We start from the raw sequence: 16,303 nt of genomic DNA, 5'->3' as shown, positions 1-16,303 counted from the left end.
AATCGACGTGACGACCAAGATCAAGACCCTGTTTGCCGCCGTGATGACGTTGGGCGTGCTGGGCAGCGCGCAAGCCGCCCCGGTTACTTACGAAGTGGATAGCTCGCATACCCATGCCGGCTACTCGCTGAGCCATCTGGGCTTCTCCACGCTGAGCGGCCGTTTCAACGACACCAAGGGCACCGTGGTGCTGGACCAGGCCAAGAAAACCGGCTCGGTGGACATCGTGATCAAGACCGCCAGCCATGACAGCGGCTGGGCGGCGCGCGACAAGCACATTGCCAGCCCGGACTTCCTGGACGTTGAAAAATACCCGACCATCACGTTCAAATCCGATAAGTTCACCTTCAATGGCGACAAGCTGGCGGCGGTGGACGGCCAACTGAGCTTGCATGGCGTGACCAAGCCGGTGACGCTGACCGTGACCAACTTCAAGTGCGTGGACTCCCACCCGATGGCCAAGAAGCCGTGGTGCGGCGCGGATGCCACCGCCACCATCAAGCGCAGCGAGTTTGGCGTGGGCGCCTATGTGCCGGCGGTGGGCGATGACCTGCAGCTGACCATCGCCATTGAGGCAGGCAAGAAGTAAGAAGCTGTCCTAAGAACCTGTTCAATGTCTGCTGAGCGTCGGCGATACGGCGTTGAAACTCGCTTCGAAATGCTCATGTACCACGTGTACATTCCGCTTTCTCAGCGACTTTCGCCTTGTCTCGCTCTAGCCAGCGAGACTTTGAACAGGCGCTAAGCTCGATGGATAGCGCGCCGATGCGCTGTCCGGCATCAAAAAACCCGAGTCGAAAGACTCGGGTTTTTTTCATCGCTGCCGTGGCGCGGCGGCTCAGGTCATGCCCAGCACGATGGGCGCCAACCAATCGGCCAGCCACATCACCAGCAGGGGACTGATCAGCGTCATGCCGGCGAACACCGGCCACGGCAGACGCGCCTCCGGCTGATGGCGCATCACGTACAGCAGGGTGCGGTAGCCCAGATAGCTGACCACGACGATCAAGGGCGGCGCCATCAGATAGGACAGCAGCGGCCGCCAGTCCAGCACGCGGGAAAAGGCGACGATGCCCAGGTGCAGGCTGAGCTGGCTGGCCATCAGCGCCGCCAGCTGCGGCTGGCGTTCGGGAAAGGCCAGGCCAAGCCGGCTGACCCGCAGGCTGCTGGCCGACCACAGCACGGCGGCGATGCCGAGCCAGGCATAGGCGTAACAGAAGGGCAGCAGCACCGGCGACAGCGCGGTGAGGAACACATCCTTGCGGAAGGCCAGCGCCAGGATGAAGAAGGACGCCGCGAAACAGGCCTGGGCGATGCCATCACGGCTGGCGATCAGTCGCCACAGGATGTGCAGATAGAACAGCGCGATCAGCGCCAGCAGAAACCAACCGGTAGGCGTCGCCGTCATTGCGCCTCCAGGACGCGGATCAGCGCCACGGACACCTGCTCGCCGATTTGGGCCAGGTAATGGGTGTGCATGTCGAAAGTGAAGCGCTGGGCGTCATCGGACGCCAGCGCCAGCAGGCCGATGGTCTGCCCGGTGGCGTCGCGCAGCGCCAGCTGGGCGAAGGATTGCAGCACCGGAGTGGCGGGGAACCAGGCCAGCACATCATCGTTGACGTAGGGGCCGCAATAGGGCGCGGACAGATTGCGCGCCAGCGCGGCCACCTCGTTGCGGGCATCGTAAACCGCGCCGGCGGACTCCGCCGCCGGGTGCCACAGCCGCAGCGCGATGCGCTCCAGCTTGAAATGCTCGGCAAAGCAGGCCGGCAGCGCGCTCAGCACATCCTGCAGGCTGCGGCAGGCCTGCAGGCTCAGCGCCAGTTGGTGGGCATTGGCGATGATGCGGTCGTTGGCCTCGCTATGGCGCACCAATTGCTGCAAACGCGACTCCAGCTGACGATTGCGGTCCTTCAGATCCAGCAACTGGCGCTCGGCCAGCGAGACCACCACGCGGTCCTGCGGCGCGCCGCCGGGCTTCAGGCCTAGCCGCTCGGCATGGTGGGCGAGAAAGTCCGGATGTTGGTCCAAAAACGCCAGCACATCGTCTGTCTGCATGATTCATAACCCCTTAATACAACGCTGTTGTTGTCGCGCGCGGCGCCGGCGGCAAACCGGCGGCGGCATTCAAATATCGATCTCGCCCTGAAACACGGTGACGGCGGGTCCGGTCATGGTGACGGCGGCGTCGTCGGCCGGCCACTCCACCGTCAGCTCGCCGCCGCGGGTATGCACCCGCACGCGCCGCTCCAGCAGACCGCGACGGATGCCGGTCACCACCGCCGCGCAGGCGCCGGTGCCGCAGGCCAGCGTTTCGCCGGCGCCGCGCTCGAACACGCGCAAGCGAATCTCATCGCGCGCCACTACCTGCATGAAGCCGGCGTTGACCCGCTGTGGAAAGCGCGGGTGGTTTTCAATCGCCGCGCCCAACTGCGTCACCGGCGCCAGGGCTACATCTGCGACTACCTGCACCGCGTGGGGGTTCCCCATCGACACCACACTGATGGACAAGATGGCGTCGCCGACTTGTAAATCGTCGCATATCGCCTCGGATTCGGCCTGAAACGGAATTTCGGCCGGGGCGAAGCGCGGCCGACCCATGTCCACTCGCGCTTGGCCGTCACCCAGGTATTCGGGCGCGATCACGCCCTTGGCGGTTTCCACCAGGATGCGGGATTTGGAAGTCAGGCCGCGGTCGGACACGAACTTGGCGAAGCAGCGCGCGCCATTGCCGCATTGCTCCACCTCGCCGCCGTCGTTGTTGAAGATGCGGTAGCGGAAATCATGGCCGGCGGCTTGCGCGGCCTCCACCAGCAGCAATTGATCGAAGCCGATGCCGAAGTGGCGGTCGCCCAACTGACGGATGCGCTCGGCGCTAAGGGAGACGGTTTGACGGACGCCATCGACAACCATGAAGTCGTTGCCGAGGCCGTGCATTTTGGTGAAGTGCAATTTCATCGGAGCGCGCCTGATCCTGCGTGAATGGGCGGCCCCGTGGCGGGCCGCCAATAATAGGGCAGGTTAGCACAGTGGCGTAGATAGAGGTACCGGCGGCGCGCGCCGCCGCGCTCAAACGCTGGCCAGCGGCTTGCTGGACGGCGAGGCGGGCGCGGCGTAGGCCTGCAGCGCCGCGCCGGCGGCGGATGGCGTCATCGGCTGTTCGGCGGTGGCCGCCTGCTGGGCCACGTCCTGCGCGCCGCTGGCGGCGGCCTGGCCGACATCGTCGATCAACGAACCGGACGAGGCCGGCGCCGCCTCCTGCCCGGTGGCCAGCTTGAGCGTGTCCTCGGCGGCGTCGCCGGGTTGGCTCAGCTTGAGCTGCATCTGCATCAGCAGCAGGCGGACCAGGGTTGCCATGTCCAGCCGCGGCCGGCTGGTTGGCGCCGGCTGCTGCTCCGGCTCGGGGGCGGCTGGCGCGGCAGCAGGGGTGAAGGCCGCCTCTTCGGCCGATGTGGCGGTTTGCGCGCGCGCGGGCGGCGGGAAGGGGGCGGAGTGAATTTTCATATCGGTTGGCGCCTGCAAGAGTAAATGAAACAGGCCCGGCGCAAGGCCGGGCCTGGGGGCATGGAGGGGTTCAGCCGGTGGTGGTCTGGCTACTGCTGCTGCCACTGCTGCCGGTGGCGCTATTGGCCTGGTAGGCGTTCAGCGTGAGGGGAAGTGAGATAACTGGTAGGAGTTTACCGAGATAAATCCGGGATGACTCGGGATGATGATGGACTTCGTGGGATGGGACTTGGAAATGTGTTGCAGCCAGTGAAACAGTGATCGCTGGCTGCTTGGGTCAATCAGTGGCCAAACATGTCGCCTTGCCTACGGGCCATTTCTTCTTGGCGTACAGCCTTCACGATCTTGTAGACCCATTGAATCGACACGCCGTACTTGCGCGCGAGTTCGCTATGGTTGGCGCCATCGAAATCGTCAAAGATACGGCGGTCCCTTTCCGATAGTCTGATCGAAAGGCCCATTGGGAAGTAGACGTTTTGGCCGCCCCAGTGGATGGCCATACGATTGGCGATCTCTCGGCCCAGTTGAATGGCGCGCTCTTGCTCCATGCTGGCCAGCTCCACCAGGGCCACCGCTACATGATCGGCCAGGTCGAGGAGCAACTCAGGGCCTTTGCTTCGAAATTGGTCTCTCATTGCATGGTCTCCTTGGTGAAGTGGCCCAGCACCGCTTGGAAGTCCGTCTCGGTCATCTCTGCGACGCAGGCCTTGCGCCCAAGCACCGCACCGGCGGCCTCTCGCATTTTCTCTTCCTGCGCCGCTTGCGCTTCAATCCCTGTCGGTACCGGCAACCCCATGGCCTTGTGCAGCTGGGCACGGCGAGCCTTGATCACTCGCTGGCGCCATTCTTTTAGATGCTCAATCACCAGGCTGGCCTGCTCCGTCGACAGCCACTGCAAAGTATCGACCTTGGCCATGCGCTTCACGAATGTCGCCAGGGCCTCCTCGGATGCGTTACGCACCACTTCCATGCCGGCCAGTTCCAGCCATATGCCGCGAATCATCTTTGACTGGCAGTCTTTCGCCAGGGGCCGCCCGCCAGCTTTGGAACGCACCTTGAAGCCTGCCTGCTTCATGTATTCCAAAACCTGGCTGAGCTGTGGAATGGTCAGCTTTGACGATGACGCTTGCTTTCCAATCCGCAGCAGGATGGCGCGATAGCTATCGTCATCCAGGGCAAGATCGCGTTTGGCGACGTGGATCAAGCGGATCAGGCGCTGACGGTTGTCGACATGCGTCACAGGAAGCTTTCCATTAGCGCCCTTGGCCATCTCACACCCCCGCAATATCAAGAGCAATCGGCTGGTACTGATCCGTCTCGCCGATTCGTTCGTAAACACGAATGTAGGACTTGCTGCCCACCACCTGGACAGCTTCGCCGATCGCTACCATCGCACGCTGCCAGCGTTCGTCCTTGATCTCGTAGCGGCGTAGGGCCAATACGCGGGCGGTGTTGATCTGGCCCTCTTTATCGCTGTCGAAAGCCTGGTTGACGATGGCCTGCAGCTCTGGCCGCGCGCCTTCCGTCCAGTCCGCCAGGCATTCGTCGATCAACACGCGGGCGGCTTGTAGGCGCTCGTCGAAAGCGATACGGTCCTGGATCGCCCTCTGGATGCGGTACTTGCCGTCGAAGCTGTAGAGGGTCAAATTGCCCTTCTTGCCACCCAGCTTGGCATCGTATTGCTCCACCGACATATCGATGAAGGCGGAGATGTCGCCAAACGCTTGTGCCTTGAAGTCGGCCAACACCTTGGTGACGCCACGGGCCTTGTCGACCAGTTCCTTCACCAGCCGGTCGCGCTCCTTGTCGATCGGCTTGATCATGCTTTCGGGAACCAGGCAGCCCTTGGCGTCTTGCCAGTAGCCGGCCGGTACGTTTTGTTCGGTAGTCATTTGCTGATCCTCATCATCATCATTTGCTTCACTTTCGCCAGTTCTTTCCGGTTCTTCCGCAGCCACTCATCGGTAAATTGCGGTTCGGCCGATGCGCTCCAGAACTGGCGAGGGCGGGTGTTCGGTACTTCGGCCTTGGGCTCAACAGGAGGCTCGGCCTTGTCCTCCTCCAGGGCCGGCGCTGAGTTCGCCGGCGCAACCTGGAACGGCTTCAGTTCGTCGAGGTAGTCCAGCCAGACGATTTGCCGGGCTTCGCGGCGGTCAGTCCCCTGCGCCACCAGCCGTTCCACCTCTTCGGCCAGACGCTGCCGCGTGGCAGCGTCCAGTTCCGGTTGCGCCGTGTTCATGCAGCCCTGGGCGCCAGCTGCAGCAGCCGGCGCTTGCTCCGCACCAGTTGCCGGCCGGTGCGGTAGAGCAGGTAGAAGGCCTCACGGCTGCAAGCCGATGGCAACACCATCTTTTCCTGGTCCCAATCCGTGCTGCTGAACTGCATCGCCGGGTCGATGCGCTCCTCGTCCTCAAACTGCAGCGAGTACATGTCCGCCACCAGTTCCAAGGTGTGGTTGCCGAAGCGGCGAATGTCGAAGTGTTGCTGACCGGCATAGGCCTCGCGCATGATCCTGGGAGACTGGTACGCCGCGATGCGCACCAGCGCCGCTACTTCCTGATTCAGTTTGTGCATGTTGATCTCCTCAGTTTCCAAACTCGGTCCACACCACACGGCAGCGGCCCAGCATGAACTGGCCTTCCCGGTACGGGCCGCAGTGATCACGCCGGCCGTAGCTGTAATAGACCGCCTCGCCCTGGTTGATCAGGCGCTGGCACTTGCCGCAGCTTTGGATGCGAATCGTGGGGCGCAGCACGGACGACAGTTCCACCGCCACCACCACAAAACCGTTTTGGGCCAGTGCTTCCACCGATTCGACCACACCACGGATGGCCGACAGCATTACCTGGTTGCTGTTGGGTGTTTTTGAGATAACCGCTTGCAGCGCCATGTCACACCCCCTTGACCACATCGGCGTTGACCAACGGCACCCCCAGGTCAGCAGCCAAGTTCATGCACGCCGTCAGCAGATTGCCCACCGCCAGCGGATACAACAGCGACACCGTCTCCGGGCGGTCTCGGCGTGTGGCCACCGTCAGCTTGGCGCGCAAGGCGTCGATGCCGCTGGCGTCGATCACTTCGCCGACCGGCTTGCTCATGCGCTCGAACTTGAACTTCAGGTATTCGTCCAGGCGGCCGCCCTCCAATGGGGCCAGCTCCACCATCTCGCAGCGCTGCACCACCTCGCGCACGGCCGCGTCGCGCTCGCTCAGCTTGGTTTTCAACTCGGGCTGGCCGATCAGGATGATCGACAGCAGCTTTTTGAAGCCCAGCTCCAGTTCGAAGAAACGCTTCAGGTGCTTGATGGTGGGGATAGGCAGCGCATGGGCTTCGTCGATCACCAGACAATGGCGGTAACCTGCGGCATGGCTTTCCTTGAGAGCCTTGTGCAACTGGGCGAAGCGAGCCTCGGGGCTACTCTTCGGCTTCTCCAGCGGCGCCACAGCAGCCATGACTGCCTCGGCGATGTGCGTGGCTTTCAAAGTCTTGCCCTTCTGGTCGTTATCCTCCATGCCCAGCACATAGGGCTTGATCAGCAGGATCGGCTGGGTCTCGCGCAGGATGCGATCCTCCAGGTCGCGCATCAGCGTGGTTTTGCCGGCGCCGGATTCGGCCACCACCGCCAGCAGGCCACCGTGTTTGGCCGTCTGCAGCATCGCTTCGCGGACATAGCGGATGTCCGGGCTGACATACATATCCTCGTGCGACTGGATGGCGTCATCGGCAAACGGGTCGCGGAATAAGTTGAAATGCTTGCGGGTCGCTGGAAACAGCGCTTGTTTACGCAGTAACATGGATTCCTCCTGGTTGGACTCTGTAGCGGTTTTCGACGGGGAGACCGAGCGGGCCGCGTTGGCGCGCGGCTCGCTCACCTCTTCAAAGGCGCTGTCGATGTCGCCATCGGCCGCGCCGTGTGCCTGCAGATAGCGGATGATGCTTTCCTGCAGGTCGGTTTCATCCAGGCTCTTCGGCCATTCGCCGTGATTGACGATCTGGGCCACCGAGGCTTGGGATAGGCCGAGGTGTTCGGCCAGGTCGGACTGCTTGCGGCCCACCGCCTGCAGTACGCTTTTCAGCTTCAACATGACACTCTCCTTATGCCGTCTTCACCACGCGAAGCGGCGACTTCATACCCGCAGTGGGGCTGCATAGCTCGGCCACAATCGCGTCGAGCTGGTCTTCGGGAACACCGGCCGGGTTGCGTTGAGCCAGCCACTGGAAACGATCCGCAGTCCATTCGCCGCCAGCGGCGATGACGCGCTGTTTCAGCTGCTTGGCGGCTTCGATCAGAGTCAACGGCGGGAACTCGACCTGGGGCGCGGCCAGCCCGTGTTCAGTGCCACGGCGCGGCAGGTAGGCTGGCAGTTCCGCCTCTTCGATATGCTTGTAAGGGTCAAGGCGCCCGCCAAAGGGAATCTCTTTGGCCTTGCGCGCGGCCTCGGCCGCCGCCGCACTGTCGGTGCCAGTGACGATCTGCTCGATCTGCTTGAGCGCGACCTGGGCCGGCGTCTCGGCGTGCTGTTTGTACGACTCGCCCAAGGTGGCGGCTGTCGTGGCGAACCCGAACTCGTTTTTCAGCACTTCGTTCACGACATGGAAAACCTCACGCCCGTCTTCGCCCACGAGGACAACTTGGGCGGCGTCCTGGCGCCACGGGTTGCGGGTGACCATCAGCTTCTCGCCCACCATCACATCCGGCACCGTCGACACGTCGTACTCCCGTCCTTGGAAGGACACGCGCAGCTTGGGCGATACCTTGCGGCTTTCCGGCTGAGCCACCGCCAGCTCGCGGCATACTTCCACAGCGGGCGCCTTGATCAACTGGCTGGCCTGGATGGCCATCCAGGCCTGGCTGCGGGCTTTGCCATGACGGCTATGGATGGCGGTGGCGTTGAAATGCATGCGCCACCGCTTGGCCAGCGCGTTGAGTTCGTCCAGGCTGTTGACCGGCTGAAACTTCAGGCCAGGCTCCAGCTTGCGTTCGATGATGTTGCGCGCGTTCTCCACCTGGCCGGTGGCGCGGGCATTGCCCACCTTATGGACAAGCAGCTCGATGCCCAACGCACGGCATAGGTTGCGGGTCATCGCGGCGGTGTTGGCCGAGCCGGGGTCCAACATCAGCATGCGCGGTACGCCGTGCAGCAGATCGGCGCCGCCGCGTTCCTGCATCGCATTGATCAGCACCGAACACAGGTTCTCGCCGGACTCCGCGCCCATCACATACTCGACATAAATCCAGTCGCTGGCGTGGTCGGTAATTTCGTAGCTCCACACCCGGTCACTGGCAATGCGCGCCACGTTCTTCGGCTTGTTCTTGTAGAACTCAGCGTGGTCCATCACCCGCAAGCCGTTGGCGCGGGTATCGGCCGAGGGTTTCAGGTAATAGAGCACGCACAAGCTGGCGTCGATCTGCCATACATGGTTCGGGTGCAAGCTGGCCAACTCGGTAACTGGCGCTGGGGCCAGCAGTTGATCCGGGTGCAGGCCGTAAGTACGCAAGGCGCGAGAGATCGTGCTTTCCGACAGTGGCCGCAGTTCGCCGGTTGCGGTGTCCAGGAACTCGGCCCGGATCATGCCATTGGCGCGCAGAGTCTCGATGGCATCCGCCACCGAGTACAACCGCTTGCCGTTCTTCCGGGTGGACTCCATCAACAGCGCCGAGATCAGCAACGCCTCGTCGCGCTCCAGCGCGCTTTGACCCGCGTCCGAGCGGCGCTTGCGCGGCGACGTTAGCGTCAGTTCCTTGATCTTCTTCATCAGCGTGGCGCGAGAGATGCCCAACTCGCGGCAGGCCGCATCGTAAATGGCACCCTTGTCGCCATGCCCGGCTGTGCGGGCGGCCAGGGCCGCAGCCACAACACGTTCGTTCATGACGGCGCTCATGGCTTACCCTTCCGCCCGCAGCAGGTCGAGCTGACCATCATTGGCCGGCAGCACTGGCTCAGGATCGCGCAGCCAATCCGGAGTTTCCTGCCCGTCCGGGCGTTCCTTGACGCCGAACTCGCTGCGCAACTTACGAATACCTAACTCCATCTGACTTAGGAGGCCCGCCATCACATCCTCATGTGAGACGCCGTATTGCTCGGTGTGCTCGCGTAAAGCAGTCAACGCATGACGCACGGCAAGAATGCTGACCTCGGCTTTCGAGGCCATGCTGGTTGCCTCGGCCCTAATCTGTTCACCGATCTCAATTGGAGGCATTACCGAGATTCGTTTCTCCAACTTGGCAACGTCCTCAGTCAGTTGGTCGATCTTGCTGCTCTTGTCCTGCAACACCCGCGACCGTGCCTCCAGGTCCGCCTCGGCGTCTTCGACTCGCTGAGCCAATGCCTCCTTCTCCTTGGCGTGCTTGGCGATGATCTCCTCGGCCAGCTCGACAAAGGACTCCTTGTCGCCGGTTTTGGCCACTTCGATCAGGGCGGACTTCTGGTCGTCTGGCAGCTTGCGGAATTGACGCAGCTCGCGGTAGCCAATGCCCATGCGGGACATGCTTTCCAGGGCTTCTTCGCCGAAATTACGTAGATTAGCGATCGCCTCATTCGCATGCTCAGGCGTCCAGCCCAGTAGATTGCAAAACTCGGCCCAGGTCCCCGAATACTCAAGACCGTCTTGGGTGCGTTTGCCACTAAGTTGCTGATACAGCTTGTTTTCCTTGACGAATGCCAATTTAGAAACCAAGACCGTCTTGGAAAACTTGGAAAATGCCTCTGCCATCTGAGCCTGACCCAGCAGCTGATTCATTAGGTCACGTCCTTCGCCATACTCGGCAGTGACTGCCGCCAGAACGTTGGCCGCCTCAGCGGCATCTGGCCGCAGCTCAATGGCTGGGGAGGCTTCGGGGATAGTGGTGTTTGGGGTGCGTGCCATATCGTGTCCTTATCGTTCAATCGTTATGCGGGAAGTCAGTTCATCCAGGCGCTGCCGGGAGACTTCCAGCCCGCGCAAAATGCTCACCGCGTGCTGAGCCAGCTTCACCGAGGGGCGGATGCGTCCGGTTTCGGGGATGCGCTCGACAAAGCCTTTTTCCTCCAGCGTGGCCACGTAGCGGGTGATGTTCGACGGCGACAGGTCGGTGGCTTTGGCCAGCTCGCCCGGCGTCAGGCCGTGGGTGAAGTGCCCTAGCAACACGGTCAGGACTTCCAGCACCTTTTCGGCGCTCTTGGTGGTTTGGCTTGGCGCGCTCATCAATAGCCTCCCAGTTCCAGTTCGGGTTGCATGTGTTTTTCGACATTGCCGCGATGCCAGGCCAGGCCTTCCATCGCCTGCTGGATGGCCGCCAAGGTATCTGTGGCTTGGGCCTTGCCGGCGTAGAACTGCAACAGTCGGCCGGCGGCGTCGTTCAGTACGCTCTGCAAGGTCTGCATGTCTTCGGCGGAGGCGATGCGGCCAGATGGAATATCGATCAGTAGGCTGCCGCCGCTGGCGGCCAGCCACCGGGTGGCGTAGTTGATGCCGCACACGGTTTCGTAGGCGCGGATCATGTTGGCGGGAATGCGCCCGGTCTGAATCCACTTGTAAACCGTCCAGTGGTCGCTCAGCCCCATGCGGTCGGCGATGCGCTCGACCGACAGGTTATGCCGCTCTTTGGCGTAGTCCTTGCATAGCTCAAGCGCATTGCGCAACGAGCTTGGCTGGACACGCTTCCAATTGCGCTTGGTCATTGGAATACCTCCGGTAAAGCGGCTTCCAAACAAAGTGCGGTTTTGCATCTGTCGCAAGACGTTTGCGCCAAGTAGCATGAAAAGCGGATAATTCGCACAAGGAAGCCAATGATGTCAGCACTGGAACAACGACTGCAGGCACAGATCACCGCGCAGAACCTAGTGATCGAGATGCTGCTGGATGCCACGATCAAGGCCGGCGTGCTGGATGCCCAGCAATTGGTCGACCGGCTTGAGCAGTATGTGGCGGCACCGAAGGCCTCCGGCTTAGAACCCGGAGCGGTGGAGGCGCTGTCCGGCGAAGTGGATGCGTGGGCGGACATGGTGTTTGACCTATATGGAAATCAGGCGCCCAGTCATGCAGCGGAACGGCGGCGGGTCTGACACAAAGCGTTGGCAGGGTCGGTACAGATTTCTCCGGCCTTCATTCCCAACTTGATGGCAATCTCATGGGCTTGCCCGCGGACGCATTTTTTGCGGCCACCCAAAACCTCGAATACCAAGTTGGGCGAGAACTTGTTGGCGATCGCCCACTGGGTGATCGAGATGCCTTTGGACTGGAGCTCGGCACGAGCTTCAGCAGCGGTACGCAGTATCATGTTGGCTCCTGTAGAGGGGCTGATGGCGCTTAATTTGGTGCCGGTTAAGTTGCCGTTCGTGGTGGGACGGTGTGATCTGATTATTGTGCAGAAATCTGCACAAGTCAAATATATATATGTGCGGAGATTTTCTCTTGATTGATGTGAGGCTTAGAGAAGAGCGGGACCGGTTGGGGCTGACCCAAGAGGTCTTTGCTGATGCAGCAGGAGCCAAGCGCCGCACGCTTGTCGACTGGGAGAAAGGTGTCTCCTCTCCGACTGCAGTACAGCTTTCTGCATTGGCTGCAGTGGGAGTCGACGTTCAATACGTCCTGACCGGGCAACGTAAGGGAAGTGGATTCGGGGAGTCTGCGGTGCATCAAGCGGTACTTGATGCCGTCGATTTGCTGTCGTTAGAGAAGAAAGTGGATGCAGTTCAGTTGGCTAAGGCTGTCGTCAAACTTGTGACGAAGTCAGCTCCATCAACCGAAAGCAGCGCTTCGGTGCAGGTCGCTGGAGACTTCAACGGCCAGATGGTGGAAGGAGATGCAATCAATACAGGCACAATGAATTTTGGTGGAAAGCATCGACATAAGAAGAGCTAAGAGGTTGTATGGAGACGAGCAAAAAACAAATCATATACGGCGACTTCAACGGGCAGCTGGCAAATGGCAACATCAATAACCATATCCACCACGACCAAGGACGACCGCTCACAGGCAAAGAGCGAGTAGAGATAAACAATAAAGTCAAGATTCTGCATGAGAAGTATGGTGAGCATGGCGGGCGGACTTGGACGTTTCTGCACAAGACGATTGGGGTCGAAAACGTTGATGCAATGTGCTTGGGGCATCGAGATGCCGCGCATGCCATCGTTGATCTGCTGCTAGAACGCGCGGAGTTAGCGCACCAGCTAAAACAAACAACGAGTGCGCTGCATCAACTGACGGAAAAGCATACCTCCTTCTCAGACCAGCTTAAATTTGCACAGCAAGCCAAGCACAAGCTTGAGCAGCGGCTTCTTCAACAAGAGAGAGCGCTAAGCGAGGCACAGAACAGCGTTGCCTACCTGAGAAGCCAGCGCACGCCATCTCACTGCACCCAGTGTGCATCAGCAACGGACATACTTGGACAGACTAGGAAGAACCTTGCTGTTCTGATCGCAATCACTGTGGTTGCAATTGCTGTGTCGGTCTTCTTTGGATATCAGCGTTACTCTTTGGCTGGGCAATTGCAGTTCGCCCAGCAGCAACTGGTGCGCTGTGAGTATGGTGGCAGCCTATTCACGGTTGGCAGCATCATCGACAATAAGAATGCCACCGACCTTCGGTGTGTATCTGGCAAAGATGGTTTCGCCCCACAGTGGCAGGCTATTTCTCCCAAGAGCCCACAGACCAAAAGTAAAGCTTTGCCAAAAAAACAAGCCAAGCCCAAGCGCCAACAACGAGTAGAGCCTGAACCGATTCCCGAGATGAATTTAGAGCAAACCTCCCCGGCCGATGGTATGGAGAAGCTGTTCTAGTAGCCTTTAAAAAGGAAGCTGAGATGCGATTTTTGGGTTTAGCTGCACTGTTCATTGCAGGTCAAACATTTGCGGCCAGTCCGCTGGATGCAAGCAACTACATTCGTGATCTTGATGTGGCGACCAAGGCTGCGGAGCCCATCTTGAAGTCAGGAGATCAGAAGGCTATTCATGAGCAGAGCAAGCGTATGAGTAGGCTCAAAGAGGATGGGAAAAAGTTCGGCACCTCTGTTTTTGACCGTCCGTTTGGTCGTTGCTTTGCCGCAGGGGTTCATGCTCAAAGCTGGTGGCTGGCCAAGCTTGGCACGGCCCAAGCTGGCAAAGAATCTGTGCTTGGATCTGTAGCTGGAACCTGGAAGGAATACCAGACGCAGCGTGGCGAGTGCTTAAAAATAGCCAAGACTGGTGGAGGGGCTCCCGCAACAGAGCAAATCGCTTCTACTAGTGAGACACCTCCACGGCTAGGATGTTTGAAGGTATTAGGTATACGTCCTGATGGAAGCGTGGGCACAGTTGCCTATACTTGTAAAAAATGACTACCCATTCCCTGAAAAGCACGCCTAAAAATGACTGAAAAAGCAAAAATTTCATTTTACAAAATTAAAGAGTGTGGATTTTATCGTCGGGGGGAAAGTACCCCTGCCTTCGGGTCTATCGATGCACTCTTGAGTGATCTGCAACGCTGGAGTTCAAACAAGAACCTGGTTCAAACCAAGGTATTTGAACCCAGAGATGGGCAGGACATACACCCCGCCTACCTTTTGGATATCAAAAACAGTGGTGATAGTTGGGTCGTTACAACTTGGAATCAAACCCCTGCCAATGAGGCAGGTGTCGCCTCGATAAAAGGAGAGTCTAATGTTGGTAGTGCTGAAGTAGTAATAAATGAAATTGACCCAGGCAGTATCCCTGGGTTTGCTACATATTTCTGGTTTTTGCCTCGGCAAAACATCTTTGCAAGTGTGCGATTTCAACACCTATGGACAGGTCAGAAGTCACTACAGAACTACTTCGACTCTTTTTTGGGTTCGTTCTCTCGGTATGTTGTATTTGATAACACATCAAGTGGTGCCGATGTTGAAGTTATTGGCTACAGGGATGATGAAAATGATCCTCCTATGAACCTGTTTCCAAGGTTCAAAACAGCACTAGAACAAAAGCCTGGGCGCAAAGACTACATTCGTCAAAGAGCACAACGCATTCGAAAAGTTATACGTAAGAGTGTCTTGAGACTTCAGAGAACCCCAGATTTTGCATTGTGGCAAACTTTTCTGCATAAGATGCACATAAGCCCCCCCTCCACTCGAAATGAAAACGTCAAAGTGCAGTATGAGGTCGCTACTACTGTGCAGGTCTCAGATGTGGATGCGATCATTGCTGAGTGGGAAGAACATCATGAGCGAGAGTGGGATGACTATGGTTTTGAGTTCAAGGGTGAGGCTAATAAAACTTATTGGCTTAGCCATAGTCTAGCAAGAGGTGAGTTTGATCTAGACGTGGTACGGGATCACCCTGAAGTTGTAAACAGTGAGTCGCTCTTGTCTGCTTTACATGCAAAGAGGGAGCACATCTTGAGCATTTTGAGATGAAAGTAAGGTGCATGCGCCTAATGGTAAGCATCTTAGTTCTGATACTGCTTGCCCTCGCGTATCAGTTCGGAAGGGCTATACCATTTGTGGAGCAGTGGCCTTTGTTCGAGGCCCTTAGAACTACAGCAGCGATCATCTTTGCAGTAGTTGGAGCATGGCTTGCCATTGTATACCCTGAGCGATTGAAGTTATCTTTTAGACGTGATGACCCAACCCCAAGCTTAGCTAATGGTGGCATCGGCCAACTCTTGTCCCCTGCGGTTCATTCTACGGCGATTCTGTCGATCGTTTTGATCGTAGGAGTCACTGCCCCTGTCTTGAAGCGCATTGCCGTGCTTCATGTCTATAGCGTAGAGATGAGGGGGCTCTCGTACACGCTACTCGTATTTTTAACCTTATGGCAGTTATGGACCGTCATTCTTACTCTGGTCCCAGCAGATCGAGTAAAAGACCATGCAGATGCTCAAGATAGCTTCAATAGCACTGTGAGCAGCTATAAAGCTTTAGGCCACAAAGTCGACCCAAAGCGCTCCCCTCCTGAGCAGCATTAAAGAAGATTAAAAGTTCCTCCGAACATGCCACCTGAAAATAGGTGGCATGTTTCATTTTGACAGGAGGAAAACATGGCCAGCCGTCGTATTGAAGACCTGCATCCCGACTTGCAGACCCTCTGCCGCGAGTTCGTGCGCCGCTGTGAAGCGGCTGGAGTTGAGCCGTTGATCACTTGCACCTGGCGCTCCGGCGCCGAGCAGGACCAGCTTTATGCACAGGGCCGTAATGGCAATCCTGGCCCACGAGTGACCAACGCCCGCGCCGGCCAGTCCGAACATAACGCGACGATTCAGGGCCGACCGGCTGCTCGCGCGTTCGACGTGGTCCCGCTTGTGTCGGGTAAACCTATGTGGGATGCCAAACATCCTCACTGGCAGGTGATGGGCAAGATCGGTATGGAGCTCGGTCTGAATTGGTATGGCCGTCCTGGCGCGCCGTTCCGCGAATTCCCTCATTTTGCCTTGGCCAAGGGGTATCAGTAATGAGCCTTGGCGACCTGTTTAAAAACCCGGCTACTAACAGATTGAGCCACAGCAAATTGTGGGCGAATGTCGCCTGCGCGGCCGCAACCGGCATGTTCATCTACCAAGGTGTTTCCGGTTCGTTGACGCCGGACGTCTGGCTGATCTACCTCGGTGTCGTGGGCGGCTACTCTGCGGCCCGCAGCTGGATCGCTACACGCCGCGATGCCAAGGGAGGTGCCGATGCTTAAGCTCATTCAGCGGCTGGTGAGCTGGGGGCGACGCTTGCTGGCGCCCGCACCTGCTGCACTTCCGTCCCTCGCCATTCCCCTGGTCATACCCGCATGCCTCAGCTGGCCGCTGCCGCGCCTGGGTAAAACCGGCGTCGCGGCCATCCGACGCGCCGCCATCAAAGCCCGCAACCGGCGGAGGGCGC

24 protein-coding genes are annotated in these 16,303 nt (G+C 59.1%); 8 read left to right on the top strand and 16 right to left on the bottom strand.

Annotation, left to right across the window (positions count from 1 at the left end; translation table 11 throughout):
* Positions 1–7: 7 nt before the first annotated feature.
* Positions 8–589 (top strand): YceI family protein, encoded by a 582-nt coding sequence (locus VI26_RS16130; RefSeq protein WP_231464140.1) that lies wholly within the window; start codon positions 8–10, stop codon positions 587–589.
* A 249-nt stretch (positions 590–838) separates the two neighbouring features.
* On the opposite strand, the gene VI26_RS16125 is transcribed toward VI26_RS16130, so the two are convergent.
* From VI26_RS16125 to VI26_RS16055, 15 genes are all read right to left on the bottom strand, one after another.
* On the bottom strand, positions 839–1,408 hold the full coding sequence (locus VI26_RS16125) for a hypothetical protein (RefSeq protein WP_048410766.1): 570 nt from the start codon (positions 1,406–1,408) through the stop codon (positions 839–841).
* On the bottom strand, positions 1,405–2,058 hold the full coding sequence (locus tag VI26_RS16120) for a DUF484 family protein (RefSeq protein WP_048410765.1): 654 nt from the start codon (positions 2,056–2,058) through the stop codon (positions 1,405–1,407). The genes VI26_RS16125 and VI26_RS16120 overlap by 4 nt, the downstream gene beginning before the upstream one ends.
* A 69-nt stretch (positions 2,059–2,127) precedes the next feature.
* Positions 2,128–2,958, bottom strand: coding sequence for a diaminopimelate epimerase (gene dapF, locus VI26_RS16115; protein WP_048410764.1), 831 nt, complete (start codon positions 2,956–2,958; stop codon positions 2,128–2,130).
* A gap of 111 nt (positions 2,959–3,069) precedes the next feature.
* Entirely contained in the window at positions 3,070–3,504 is a 435-nt protein-coding gene (locus VI26_RS16110) for a hypothetical protein (RefSeq protein WP_048410763.1), read from the bottom strand.
* Between the two features lie 281 nt (positions 3,505–3,785).
* Positions 3,786–4,139, bottom strand: coding sequence for a Mor transcription activator family protein (locus VI26_RS16105; RefSeq protein ID WP_048410762.1), 354 nt, complete (start codon positions 4,137–4,139; stop codon positions 3,786–3,788).
* A complete protein-coding gene (locus VI26_RS16100; RefSeq protein ID WP_082151109.1) occupies positions 4,136–4,774 on the bottom strand; it encodes a gp16 family protein in 639 nt (212 codons plus the stop codon). The genes VI26_RS16105 and VI26_RS16100 overlap by 4 nt, the downstream gene beginning before the upstream one ends.
* A gap of 1 nt (position 4,775) precedes the next feature.
* Positions 4,776–5,396 carry a DUF3164 family protein gene (locus tag VI26_RS16095; RefSeq protein ID WP_048410761.1) on the bottom strand — a complete coding sequence of 207 codons (621 nt, stop codon included), beginning with the start codon at positions 5,394–5,396 and terminating at the stop codon, positions 4,776–4,778.
* Positions 5,393–5,743 carry a hypothetical protein gene (locus tag VI26_RS16090; RefSeq protein WP_048410760.1) on the bottom strand — a complete coding sequence of 117 codons (351 nt, stop codon included), beginning with the start codon at positions 5,741–5,743 and terminating at the stop codon, positions 5,393–5,395. Before VI26_RS16090 ends, VI26_RS16095 begins: the two co-directional genes overlap by 4 nt.
* Positions 5,740–6,078, bottom strand: a complete 339-nt coding sequence (locus tag VI26_RS16085) for a hypothetical protein (protein ID WP_048410759.1) — start codon at positions 6,076–6,078, stop codon at positions 5,740–5,742. Before VI26_RS16085 ends, VI26_RS16090 begins: the two co-directional genes overlap by 4 nt.
* A gap of 10 nt (positions 6,079–6,088) precedes the next feature.
* On the bottom strand, positions 6,089–6,394 hold the full coding sequence (locus VI26_RS16080; RefSeq protein ID WP_048410758.1) for a hypothetical protein: 306 nt from the start codon (positions 6,392–6,394) through the stop codon (positions 6,089–6,091).
* A 1-nt stretch (position 6,395) separates the two neighbouring features.
* Positions 6,396–7,589: an ExeA family protein gene (locus VI26_RS16075; RefSeq protein WP_048410757.1), complete on the bottom strand. Its 1,194-nt coding sequence runs from the start codon at positions 7,587–7,589 to the stop codon at positions 6,396–6,398.
* A gap of 10 nt (positions 7,590–7,599) precedes the next feature.
* The gene (locus VI26_RS16070; RefSeq protein WP_048410756.1) at positions 7,600–9,387 is read right to left on the bottom strand and encodes a DDE-type integrase/transposase/recombinase; all 1,788 of its coding nucleotides are present in this window, start codon (positions 9,385–9,387) and stop codon (positions 7,600–7,602) included.
* A gap of 3 nt (positions 9,388–9,390) precedes the next feature.
* Positions 9,391–10,371: a hypothetical protein gene (locus tag VI26_RS16065; RefSeq protein ID WP_048410755.1), complete on the bottom strand. Its 981-nt coding sequence runs from the start codon at positions 10,369–10,371 to the stop codon at positions 9,391–9,393.
* Positions 10,372–10,380: 9 nt separating this feature from the next.
* Positions 10,381–10,689, bottom strand: coding sequence for a MarR family transcriptional regulator (locus VI26_RS16060; RefSeq protein ID WP_048410754.1), 309 nt, complete (start codon positions 10,687–10,689; stop codon positions 10,381–10,383).
* A complete protein-coding gene (locus VI26_RS16055; RefSeq protein WP_048410753.1) occupies positions 10,689–11,165 on the bottom strand; it encodes a hypothetical protein in 477 nt (158 codons plus the stop codon). The genes VI26_RS16060 and VI26_RS16055 overlap by 1 nt, the downstream gene beginning before the upstream one ends.
* A gap of 111 nt (positions 11,166–11,276) precedes the next feature.
* On the opposite strand from VI26_RS16055, the gene VI26_RS16050 reads away from it, so the two are divergent.
* Positions 11,277–11,549 carry a hypothetical protein gene (locus VI26_RS16050; RefSeq protein WP_156183910.1) on the top strand — a complete coding sequence of 91 codons (273 nt, stop codon included), beginning with the start codon at positions 11,277–11,279 and terminating at the stop codon, positions 11,547–11,549.
* On the opposite strand, the gene VI26_RS23955 is transcribed toward VI26_RS16050, so the two are convergent.
* Positions 11,522–11,764 (bottom strand): DNA-binding protein, encoded by a 243-nt coding sequence (locus VI26_RS23955; protein WP_081555693.1) that lies wholly within the window; start codon positions 11,762–11,764, stop codon positions 11,522–11,524. The genes VI26_RS16050 and VI26_RS23955 overlap by 28 nt on opposite strands.
* 143 nt (positions 11,765–11,907) lie before the next feature.
* Here VI26_RS23955 and VI26_RS16045 point away from each other — a divergent pair, with 143 nt between their 5' ends.
* The 6 genes from VI26_RS16045 (at position 11,908) to VI26_RS16020 (ending at position 16,118) form a co-directional block, all read left to right on the top strand.
* Positions 11,908–12,348, top strand: coding sequence for a helix-turn-helix domain-containing protein (locus tag VI26_RS16045; protein WP_231581036.1), 441 nt, complete (start codon positions 11,908–11,910; stop codon positions 12,346–12,348).
* 8 nt (positions 12,349–12,356) lie between these two features.
* Positions 12,357–13,265 carry a hypothetical protein gene (locus tag VI26_RS16040; RefSeq protein ID WP_048410751.1) on the top strand — a complete coding sequence of 303 codons (909 nt, stop codon included), beginning with the start codon at positions 12,357–12,359 and terminating at the stop codon, positions 13,263–13,265.
* A gap of 23 nt (positions 13,266–13,288) precedes the next feature.
* Positions 13,289–13,801, top strand: a complete 513-nt coding sequence (locus VI26_RS24630) for a hypothetical protein (protein WP_156183909.1) — start codon at positions 13,289–13,291, stop codon at positions 13,799–13,801.
* 30 nt (positions 13,802–13,831) lie between these two features.
* The gene (locus tag VI26_RS24625) at positions 13,832–14,854 is read left to right on the top strand and encodes a hypothetical protein (RefSeq protein ID WP_156183908.1); all 1,023 of its coding nucleotides are present in this window, start codon (positions 13,832–13,834) and stop codon (positions 14,852–14,854) included.
* 623 nt (positions 14,855–15,477) lie between these two features.
* Positions 15,478–15,888 (top strand): M15 family metallopeptidase, encoded by a 411-nt coding sequence (locus VI26_RS16025; RefSeq protein ID WP_048410748.1) that lies wholly within the window; start codon positions 15,478–15,480, stop codon positions 15,886–15,888.
* Complete coding sequence (locus VI26_RS16020) at positions 15,888–16,118, top strand: hypothetical protein (protein ID WP_048410747.1); 231 nt, start codon at positions 15,888–15,890, stop codon at positions 16,116–16,118. Before VI26_RS16025 ends, VI26_RS16020 begins: the two co-directional genes overlap by 1 nt.
* Positions 16,119–16,303: the final 185 nt, after the last annotated feature.

The organism is Chromobacterium sp. LK1 (assembly GCF_001043555.1).
In the GTDB taxonomy this organism is placed as follows: Bacteria; Pseudomonadota; Gammaproteobacteria; order Burkholderiales; family Chromobacteriaceae; genus Chromobacterium; species Chromobacterium aquaticum.
Note: the sequence above shows the minus strand (reverse complement) of the source record. Positions and strands in the feature narration are given on the sequence as shown.